Origin of the sequence: Streptomyces sp. NPDC052225, from assembly GCF_040679615.1 — a bacterium.
Classification (GTDB): Bacteria; Actinomycetota; Actinomycetes; order Streptomycetales; family Streptomycetaceae; genus Streptomyces.
In genome coordinates this window covers 1-10,456 of record NZ_JBFAVD010000058.1, presented here as the reverse complement: position 1 = coordinate 10,456, position 10,456 = coordinate 1, and the positions used below count along the sequence as shown (strand labels likewise).

General features: G+C 71.0%; 7 protein-coding genes. 6 read left to right on the top strand and 1 reads right to left on the bottom strand.

All coding sequences use genetic code 11. From position 1 onward, the window contains the following. The first annotated feature begins 247 nt into the window (after positions 1-247). Positions 248-1,693 (top strand): aldehyde dehydrogenase family protein, encoded by a 1,446-nt coding sequence (locus AB0L37_RS38105; RefSeq protein ID WP_365516687.1) that lies wholly within the window; start codon positions 248-250, stop codon positions 1,691-1,693. 726 nt (positions 1,694-2,419) lie between these two features. After that, positions 2,420-4,363 (top strand): acyl-CoA dehydrogenase family protein, encoded by a 1,944-nt coding sequence (locus AB0L37_RS38100; RefSeq protein WP_365516684.1) that lies wholly within the window; start codon positions 2,420-2,422, stop codon positions 4,361-4,363. Here AB0L37_RS38100 and AB0L37_RS38095 read toward each other — a convergent pair whose 3' ends face one another. Beyond that, entirely contained in the window at positions 4,364-5,317 is a 954-nt protein-coding gene (locus AB0L37_RS38095) for a LysR family transcriptional regulator (RefSeq protein WP_365516681.1), read from the bottom strand. Positions 5,318-5,469: 152 nt separating this feature from the next. Here AB0L37_RS38095 and AB0L37_RS38090 point away from each other — a divergent pair, with 152 nt between their 5' ends. The 4 genes from AB0L37_RS38090 (at position 5,470) to ispG (ending at position 10,279) form a co-directional block, all read left to right on the top strand. Beyond that, positions 5,470-6,366: an SDR family oxidoreductase gene (locus tag AB0L37_RS38090; protein WP_365516678.1), complete on the top strand. Its 897-nt coding sequence runs from the start codon at positions 5,470-5,472 to the stop codon at positions 6,364-6,366. A gap of 35 nt (positions 6,367-6,401) precedes the next feature. Next, on the top strand, positions 6,402-7,667 hold the full coding sequence (gene dxr, locus AB0L37_RS38085; protein WP_365516675.1) for a 1-deoxy-D-xylulose-5-phosphate reductoisomerase: 1,266 nt from the start codon (positions 6,402-6,404) through the stop codon (positions 7,665-7,667). After that, a complete protein-coding gene (locus AB0L37_RS38080; protein ID WP_365516672.1) occupies positions 7,664-8,965 on the top strand; it encodes a site-2 protease family protein in 1,302 nt (433 codons plus the stop codon). The genes dxr and AB0L37_RS38080 overlap by 4 nt, the downstream gene beginning before the upstream one ends. Positions 8,966-9,121: 156 nt before the next feature. Then, positions 9,122-10,279: a flavodoxin-dependent (E)-4-hydroxy-3-methylbut-2-enyl-diphosphate synthase gene (gene ispG / locus AB0L37_RS38075; RefSeq protein WP_365516669.1), complete on the top strand. Its 1,158-nt coding sequence runs from the start codon at positions 9,122-9,124 to the stop codon at positions 10,277-10,279. The last annotated feature ends 177 nt before the right edge of the window (positions 10,280-10,456 follow it).

Here is a 10,456-nt window from a genome sequence, read left to right as displayed (position 1 = left end):
CTGCGCGCAGCTCCCCAGGGGCGCGGGGAGCTGCGCGCAGCGCATGCTCCAGGGGCGCGGGGAACTGCGCGACCAGCCCCCACGCACCCGCAGAGGCCACCGAAACCGCACCCCCCACGGCGCACACGCCATATCGGCGAACCCCCCGCACCCAACACTCCAGAGCGGCCAAACCGCCCGCCCCCGGCGGCAGCCTAACGTGGGGCCCGCAACAGCCCACGTACACGGAGAGGCCGGTAGAAGACACATGACCGCCACCCACGCCTTCTGGCTCGCCGGCCGCCAGGCCACCGGAGACGAGACCTTCGAGGTCCACAACTCCTACGACGGCCGTCTCGTCGGCACCGTCGCCGTGCCGACCGAGGCGCAGGTCGAGGAGGCCGTCGCCGCCGCCCACGCCGTCGTGGACGAGTTCGCCGCGACCCCGGCGCACGTACGGGCCAAGGCGCTGAACCACGTCGCCGACCGCCTCACCGAGCGCACCGAGGAGATCGCCCGGCTGATCTCCGCCGAGAACGGCAAGCCCATCAAGTGGGCCCGCGGCGAGGTCGGCCGGGCGGTCTCCGTGTTCCGGTTCGCGGCCGAGGAGGCCCGTCGCTGGAACAGCGGTGAGGCGCAGCGCCTCGACACGGACCTCGGCGGTCAGGGGCGCCTCGCGCTGACCCGTCGTATCCCCAAGGGCGTCGTGCTCGGCATCGCCCCGTTCAACTTCCCGCTGAACCTCAGCGCCCACAAGGTCGCCCCGGCCATCGCGGTCGGCGCGCCGATCATCCTCAAGCCGGCGCCCGCGACGCCGATCTCCTCCCTGATCCTCGGCGAGCTGCTCGCCGAGACCGAGCTGCCGGCCGGCTCCTGGTCCGTCCTCACCGTGCCGAACGACCGGATGCCGGCCCTCGTCCAGGACGAGCGGCTCCCGGTCATCTCCTTCACCGGCTCCGGCCCGGTCGGTTACGCGATCATGGACAGCGTGCCGCGCAAGCACTGCACCCTGGAGCTCGGCGGCAACGGCGCGGCCGTCGTCCTCGGCGACTGGGCCTCCGACGCCGACCTGGACTGGGCCGCGACCCGCATCGCCACCTTCTCCAACTACCAGGGCGGCCAGTCCTGCATCTCGGTGCAGCGCGTCATCGCCGACGCCGCCGTCTACGACCGGCTGCTCCCGAAGATCGTCGCCGCCGTCGAGGCGCAGGTCACCGGTGACCCGGCCGACGACGCCACGGACGTGGGCCCGCTGGTCAGCGAGGACGCGGCCAAGCGCGTCGAGGCGTGGGTGACCGAGGCCGTCGACGCCGGCGCCTCGCTCCTCGCCGGCGGCAAGCGCGACGGTGCCACCTACGCGCCGACCGTCCTCGCTGACGTACCGGCGGACGTCACGATCTCCTGCGAGGAGGTCTTCGGTCCGGTCCTCACCGTGAAGAAGGTCGACGGCGAGGCCGAGGCGTTCGCCGCCGTCAACGACTCCAAGTACGGCCTCCAGGCAGGGGTGTTCACCCACGACCTGCAGACCGCCTTCCGTGCCCACCGTGCCCTTGAGGTCGGCGGCGTGGTCGTCGGCGACGTGCCGTCCTACCGCGCCGACCAGATGCCGTACGGCGGCGCCAAGCAGTCCGGCGTCGGCCGTGAGGGCGTGCGCTACGCGATGGACGACTACACGTACGAGCGTGTCCTCGTCCTGACGGGCCTCGCGCTCTGACGCGACCCCGCACTCGACGGCCTGAGCCCACTGTGCGGGGGCTCAGGCCGTCGGCCTTCGCACCTCTGCGGCCTGCGGGTATGACGCTGGTTCGGCTGGAGTAGGGCCCCGTGGAGCCTCATGCGGGGCGGGGCGGACGTCGGTGCTGTGTCGCACGTGCCCCGGGAGCCTCGCCAGGGTCCGCGGCGATGATCCCCACGCAGTTCCTGCGTGGTCATTCCGTCAGGGCCTCGGATCCCTGCGAAGCCCCAACTTCTCATGGATCTGCGCGGGCGGATTTTCTCGCGCCCGACAGGCGAGGTCTTCGAAAAGTGCCATGTGCTGCGTGCCGCGTATTTCGCGCTCGCGATACACATAGGGCTTGAGTTGCGTCCAGACTCTCAACGTCGTGACGCCAAAGGTTCCGATCACCAGTTCTGCGTTCAACGCTCGGCAGCATGCTCGCGGTACTGGCAGTTGAGGCCACTGTTCGACGCGCCAGTGGCCGCGGTGGACGGGGCCGTAGCGTTCTGATCACGCAATCCTCGGTCAACGCGGGCGGCGCTCCGACGCCGCCCACTGGTGCCCGGTCAGTGCCGGGCCGCCCTCACTCTTGCCGCGCTGCGCTCGACGACTGATGGTGGCGCGAGGGGTGGTCGACATGCCCGTAATCAGGTACATACGATCGAGTAGCACCGGTCGGTCATGAGCCGGGCCGGTCACCCGACGCGCGGCGAGGTGAACCTCATGTCCGCAACACCCCAGCCCAAGGTTTCGGAGCGGGAGGCCAGGCAGGTCGCCGAGGCGGCCCGGGAGCAGGACTGGCGCAAGCCCAGCTTCGCCAAGGAACTGTTCCTCGGCCGGTTCCGGCTCGACCTCGTCCACCCGCACCCGATGCCCGCCGACGAGCACGCGCAGCGCGGCGAGGAGTTCCTCGCGAAGCTGCGCGACTTCTGCGAGACGGAGATCGACTCGGCCCTCATCGAGCGCGAGGCGAGGATCCCCGACGAGACGATCAACGGGCTCAAGGAGCTCGGCGCCTTCGGCATGAAGATCGACACGAAGTACGGCGGCCTCGGCCTGACGCAGGTGTACTACAACAAGGCCCTCGCGCTCGCCGGTTCGGCGAGCCCGGCCATCGGCGCGCTGCTGTCGGCGCACCAGTCCATCGGCGTACCGCAGCCGTTGAAGCTCTTCGGCACGCAGGAGCAGCGCGACGCGTTCCTGCCGCGCTGCGCGCGCACCGACATCAGCGCGTTCCTGCTGACCGAACCGGACGTGGGCTCCGACCCGGCCCGGCTCGCCACCATGGCGGTGCCCGAAGGTCCCGAGGGCACGGACTACATCCTCGACGGCGTGAAGCTGTGGACGACGAACGGTGTGGTCGCCGACCTCCTCGTCGTCATGGCCCGCGTGCCGAAGTCCGAGGGCCACAAGGGCGGCATCACGGCCTTCGTCGTCGAGGCCGCCTCCGAGGGCATCACCGTGGAGAACCGCAACGCCTTCATGGGCCTACGGGGCCTGGAGAACGGCGTCACCCGCTTCCACCAGGTCAGGGTGCCGGCCGCCAACCGCATCGGCCCCGAGGGCGCCGGCCTCAAGATCGCCCTGACCACGCTCAACACGGGCCGTCTGTCACTGCCCGCGATGTGCGTGGGCGCCGGCAAGTGGTGCCTGAAGATCGCCCGCGAGTGGTCGGCGGCGCGCGAGCAGTGGGGCAAGCCGGTCGCGTTCCACGAGGCGGTCGGCGCGAAGATCAGCTTCATCGCGGCGACCACGTTCGCCCTGGAAGCGGTCCTCGACCTGTCCTCCCAGATGGCCGACGAGGACCGCAACGACATCCGCATCGAGGCCGCCCTCGCCAAGCTGTACGGCTCCGAGATGGCCTGGCTCATGGCCGACGAACTCGTCCAGATCCGCGGCGGCCGCGGCTTCGAGACCGCCGACTCGCTCGCCGCGCGCGGCGAACGCGCCGTCCCCGCCGAACAGGTCCTGCGCGACCTGCGCATCAACCGCATCTTCGAGGGCTCGACCGAGATCATGCACCTGCTGATCGCCCGCGAGGCCGTCGACGCCCACCTCGCCGTCGCCGGCGACCTCATCGACCCCGACAAGTCCCTCGCGGACAAGGCGAAGGCGGGCGCGAAGGCCGGCGGCTTCTACGCCCGCTGGCTCCCGAAACTCGTCGCGGGGCCCGGCCAACTCCCGCGCTCCTACGCCGAGTTCCACCCCGACGGCCACCCCGACCTCTCCGGGCACCTGCGCTACGTGGAGCGCTCGGCCCGCAAACTCGCCCGCTCCACCTTCTACGCCATGTCCCGCTGGCAGGGCCGCATGGAGACCAAGCAGGGCTTCCTCGGCCGCATCGTCGACATCGGCGCGGAGCTGTTCGCCATGAGCGCGGCCTGCGTCCGCGCCGAACTCCTGCGCACCACCGAGGAGTACGGCCGCGAGGCCTACCAGCTCGCCGACGTCTTCTGCCGCCAGGCCCGCATCCGCGCCGACGAACTCTTCGACCGGCTGTGGACCAACACCGACGACATCGACCACAAGGTCGTCAAGGGCGTCCTCAACGGGACGTACACCTGGCTGGAAGGCGGGATCGTGGACCCGAGCGGCGACGGCGTCTGGATCGCCGACGCCTCGCCCGGCCCGTCGAAACGGGAGAACGTGCACCGCCCGATCCGCTGATCAGCCGTCGTGCGCGGGCCCGGTCAGCAGGGCCCGCGCCACCTTCCGGAACTCCGCCACGGGCCCGCCCCGGTCCCCGGCCCGCGTCGCGAGGACGACCTGGCACGGCTCGACGCCCGCCAGCGGGACCGCGGTGACGTCGGGCCGCAGCGTATGGGCGCGCACCCCGGCCGCCGAGATCGCCACCGCCCGCCCGTCCGCGACGAGTTCGAGCTTGTCCTCGATGACGTCGATGACCGGCCCCTCGGGCGGGCGGCTGCCGTCCGGGCGCGGATCGATTCGCCAGAACGCGTCCCACGCCGGGTTCCCCGCCATCCGCGGCAGCGGCTCGCCGGCGATGTCGTCGACGGTGACGGACTCCTTCCCGGCGAGCCGGTGATCCGTCGGTACGAGCAGGACGCGCGGCTCGTCGTACAGCACCGCCACCTCCAACTCGTCGGTGGGGAAGGGCAGTCGGGACACCACGGCGTCCACCCGGTGGTCGAGCAGCGCGGCCCGCGTCTCGTTCCAGCCCAGATGCACGGCCCGCACCTCGGCATCAGGACGCCGTCTGCGCAGCTCGCGCGCCGCCGGCGTGACCACGATCCCGGTGATGAACCCGACCGTGAACCGCCCGGGATCTGCGGCGGCCCGCGCCTGCGCCGCGGCCTGCGCGGCCGACCGCAGCAGGGCCTTCGCCCGCGGCAGGAACACCTCACCGGCCGCGGTCAGCGTGCTGCCCCGGGGCGTACGGTCCAACAGCCGTGCCCCCAGGGCCTGTTCGAGCCGCCGGATCTGCCGGCTCAGGGACGGCTGCGTCGTGTGCAGGGCGTCGGCGGCCCGTCCGAAGTGCCGGTGCTCGGCGACGACCGTGAAGTAGCGCACGAGACGCAGATCGAGATCGAGATCGAGATTGGCATCGACATCGGCATCGACATCGGCATCGGCATGAGCGGCGGCATCGGGCTCGGGCATCTCTCCATCGTAGGCACCCGGGCGCCCTCAGCAGCGGTGATACGGAATCCGCATTGCGCGATACGGAACAGGCTTTGGACGCGCGGCACCCCCGCTCCCGACGATGGGTCCACACCCCCACACCCGGCTCACCCCGTATCGAGGAGCACCCCATGCGCGTATTCGTCACCGGCGCCACCGGATTCATCGGCTCGGCCGTGGTCCGCGAACTGCTCGGCGCGGGACACGAGGTCGTCGGCCTCGCCCGCTCGGACACGGCCGCGGAGGCGGTGACCGCGGCGGGCGCCGCCGTCCACCGCGGCTCGCTCGCCGACCCGGACGGCCTGGCGGCCGCGGCCAAGGACGCCGACGGCGTCGCCCACCTCGCCTTCGACCACAGCTTCACCGACCACGCGGGCGCCTCGGCCGCGGACCTGCGGGTCGTCGAGGCGATCGGGGCGGCGCTCGAAGGCACCGGCAAACCGTTCGTGGTGTCGTCACCGCTGATGGTCGCGCCGGGCCGCGTCGCCGCGGAGGACGACCCCGCCCTCGCCACCGCGGGCCGGGCCCCCGCGGAGAACGCGGCCCTGGCACTCGCCCAGCGCGGCGTGCGGGCCGTCGCGCTGCGCCTCGCCGCGTCCGTGCACGGCCGCGGCGACCACGGCTTCGTCCCGCGCCTGATCGAGATCGCCCGCGAGAAGGGCGTCGCGGCGGTGGTCGGCGACGGCGATCAGCGCTGGCCCGCCGTGCACCGCTTCGACGCGGCGCGCCTGTACCGCCTGGCCCTGGAGTCGGCACCGGCCGGCGCCCGGCTGCACGCGGTGGCCGAGGAGGGCATCCCGCTCAGCGCCATCGCGGACGTGATCGCCCGCCACCTCGACGTGCCGCGCACCAGCCTGAGTCCGCGGGAAGCGGGAGACCACTTCGGCTGGATCGCCCCGTTCCAGACCTTCGACGTGCGCGCCTCCCACGCCCGAACGACGGCGCTCCTCGACTGGCACCCCGAGGAAAAGGGCCTGCTCGACGACTTGGAGGAGGGCCACTACTTCGCCACCGGGGGAGACCGGTAGGCCTGCGCACAGCAAGGCCACGCCACAATAGGGGGATGAGCGACAGCCCATCCCCCCTCGCGGACCCGCATCTCGTCTTCGACCCCGCCCCTGGCGACGGCCCCAGGGACGTCGTCGTCCTGGGCTCGACGGGCTCGATCGGCACGCAGGCGATCGACCTCGTCCTGCGCAACCCGGACCGGTTCCGCGTCACCGCCCTGAGCGCCGCGGGCGGCCGCGTCGACCTGCTCGCCGAGCAGGCGCGCCGACTGCGCGTACGCACCGTCGCCGTCGCCCGCGAGGACGTCGTACCGGCGCTGCGCGAGGCACTCGCCGCGCAGTACGGGACGGGCGAGCCGCTCCCCGAGATCCTCGCGGGACCGGACGCGGCCACCGAAGTGGCCCGGTCCGCCTGCCACACCGTCCTCAACGGGATCACCGGCTCCATCGGCCTCGCTCCGACGCTCGCCGCCCTCGAAGCGGGCCGCACCCTCGCCCTCGCCAACAAGGAGTCGCTGATCGTCGGCGGCCCCCTGGTGAAGAAGCTCGCCGCGCCCGGCCAGATCATCCCGGTCGACTCCGAGCACGCCGCCCTCTTCCAGGCACTCGCCGCCGGCACCCGCGCCGACGTGCGCAAGCTGGTGGTGACGGCATCGGGCGGCCCGTTCCGCGGCCGTACCAAGGCGGACCTCGCGCACGTCACGGTCGAGGACGCCCTCGCGCACCCCACCTGGGCGATGGGCCCGGTCATCACGATCAACTCCGCGACCCTCGTCAACAAGGGTCTGGAGGTCATCGAGGCGCACCTCCTCTACGACATCCCCTTCGACCGCATCGAGGTCGTCGTCCACCCCCAGTCGTACGTGCACTCCATGGTCGAGTTCACCGACGGCTCCACGCTCGCCCAGGCGACCCCGCCCGACATGGGCGGCCCGATCGCCATCGGTCTCGGCTGGCCGGAAAGAATCCCCGACGCGGCCCCCGCGTTCGACTGGACCAAGGCGTCGAGCTGGGAGTTCTTCCCCCTCGACACCGACGCGTTCCCGTCGGTGGGGCTCGCCCGGCACGTGGGGGAGCTCGCGGGCACGGCCCCGGCGGTGTTCAATGCCGCCAACGAGGAGTGCGTGGACGCCTTCCTGAAGGGCGCCCTGCCGTTCAACGGCATCATGGAGACCGTCACCCGGGTCGTCGACGAACACGGCGCACCGGAAGCGGGAACTTCCCTGACCGTCGCGGACGTCCTCGAAGCGGAGACCTGGGCACGCGCCCGGGCCCGTGAACTGACCGCTACGGACAAGGCAGCCGCGGAGGCTCGTGCATGACGACCTTGATGATGATCCTCGGCATAGTCGTCTTCGTGGTGGGCCTGCTCATCTCCATCGCCTGGCACGAGCTGGGCCACCTGTCGACGGCGAAGCTCTTCGGCATCCGCGTGCCCCAGTACATGGTCGGCTTCGGCCCCACCATCTGGTCGCGCAAGAAGGGCGAGACCGAGTACGGCGTCAAGGCGATCCCGCTCGGCGGCTACATCCGCATGATCGGCATGTTCCCGCCCGGCGCGGACGGGAAGATCGAGGCCCGCTCGACGTCCCCGTTCCGCTCGATGGTGGAGGACGCGCGGGCCGCGGCCTTCGAGGAGCTCAAGCCCGGCGACGAGACCCGCCTCTTCTACACGCGCAAGCCGTGGAAGCGCGTCATCGTCATGTTCGCGGGCCCGTTCATGAACCTGATCCTCGCGATCGGCCTGTTCTTCACGGTCCTCATGGGCTTCGGTGTCCAGCAGCAGACCAACGTGGTCAGTTCCGTCTCGCCGTGCATCATCAAGGCCAGCGCCGAGCGCGACACCTGCAAGAAGACCGACGACGAGTCCCCGGCGAAGGCGGCAGGCCTCCAGCCGAAGGACAAGATCGTGTCGTTCAACGGGGTCACGACGGACAAGTGGAACACCCTGTCCGACGAGATCCGCGAGAGCGCCGGCAAGACGGTCCCGATCGTCGTCGTGCGGGACGGACAGCAGAAGACGCTGACCGCGAAGATCGCCACGAACCAGGTGGCGAAGAAGGACTCCAGCGGCCAGTACGTCAAGGGCTACGTCACTGCCGGCTTCCTCGGCTTCACCCCCGCCAGGGGTGTCGTCCAGCAGGACTTCGGCGACTCCGTGTCGTGGATGGGCGACCGGGTCGGCGACGCCGTCGACTCGATCATCGCGCTCCCGGCGAAGATCCCGGCCCTGTGGGACGCGGCGTTCGGCGACGGCCCGCGCGAGCAGGACTCCCCGATGGGCGTGGTCGGCGCGGCCCGCGTCGGCGGCGAGATCTTCACCATGGACATCCCGGCGAGCCAGCAGCTGGGGATGGCGCTGATGCTGGTGGCGGGGTTCAACCTCTCCCTGTTCCTCTTCAACATGCTTCCGCTGCTCCCGCTCGACGGCGGGCACATCGCGGGTGCCCTGTGGGAGTCGCTCCGGCGCAACCTGGCGCGGGTCTTCCGGCGCCCCGACCCGGGCCCCTTCGACGTGGCGAAGCTCATGCCGGTGGCGTACGTGGTGGCGGGCATCTTCGTCTGCTTCACGATCCTCGTGCTCATCGCGGACGTCGTTAACCCGGTGAAAATCTCCTGATCGCAGGGCATTCATGACGGCCGGGCACTGTGGGTGCCCGGCCGTCCACCTTTGAGTGGAGTTGCGGGGCGCGATGTGCTGGGGCGCGCGCCGGTGACGTAATCTCGGAAGCCTCTGGACTCGATCCTCGATCCACACCTTGGGGTTGCACAGCAGATGACTGCGATTTCACTCGGCATGCCGGACGTACCGACCAAGCTCGCCGAGCGGCGCAAGAGCCGTCAGATCCAGGTCGGCACCGTCGCGGTCGGCGGTGACGCCCCGGTCTCCGTCCAGTCGATGACGACGACGCGTACGTCCGACATCGGCGCCACGCTCCAGCAGATCGCCGAGCTGACGGCGTCCGGCTGCCAGATCGTGCGGGTGGCCTGCCCCACGCAGGACGACGCCGACGCGCTGCCGATCATCGCCAAGAAGTCGCAGATCCCGGTCATCGCGGACATCCACTTCCAGCCGAAGTACGTCTTCGCGGCCATCGAGGCCGGCTGCGCCGCGGTCCGCGTGAACCCGGGCAACATCAAGCAGTTCGACGACAAGGTCAAGGAGATCGCCCAGGCGGCGAACGACCACGGCACCCCGATCCGCATCGGGGTGAACGCGGGCTCCCTGGACCGCCGGCTGCTCCAGAAGTACGGCAAGGCGACCCCCGAGGCCCTCGTCGAGTCGGCCCTGTGGGAGGCGTCCCTCTTCGAGGAGCACGGCTTCCGCGACATCAAGATCTCGGTCAAGCACAACGACCCGGTGGTCATGGTCAACGCGTACCGCCTCCTGGCCGAGAAGTGCGACTACCCCCTGCACCTCGGTGTGACGGAGGCGGGCCCGGCGTTCCAGGGCACGATCAAGTCGGCCGTCGCGTTCGGCGCGCTGCTCTCCGAGGGCATCGGCGACACGATCCGCGTCTCCCTGTCGGCCCCGCCGGTCGAGGAGATCAAGGTCGGCAACCAGATCCTGGAGTCGCTCAACCTCAAGCCCCGCCGCCTGGAGATCGTCTCCTGCCCGTCCTGCGGCCGCGCCCAGGTCGACGTCTACAAGCTGGCCGAGGAGGTCACGGCGGGCCTCGACGGCATGGAGGTCCCGCTCCGCGTGGCCGTCATGGGCTGCGTCGTGAACGGCCCGGGCGAGGCCCGCGAGGCCGACCTCGGCGTCGCCTCCGGCAACGGCAAGGGCCAGATCTTCGTCAAGGGCGAGGTCATCAAGACGGTCCCCGAGTCGAAGATCGTGGAGACGCTGATCGAGGAGGCGATGAAGATCGCCGAACAGATGGAAGCGGACGGTGTGGCCTCCGGCGAGCCGACCGTGGCCGTCGCGGGCTGACATCGGCTCGGGCCCGTCGGGCTTCTGCGCAGGCGCGTCTGCCGGATCCTTGTGATCGGGCGGGCGCGCCTTTCGTCGTGGCTCGTCGCGCAGTTCCCCGCGCCCCTGGAGGTGCTCCGCATCTCTCGGGGAAATGCGACGCGAAGCGTCTGCATTTCAGGGGCGCGGGGAACTGCG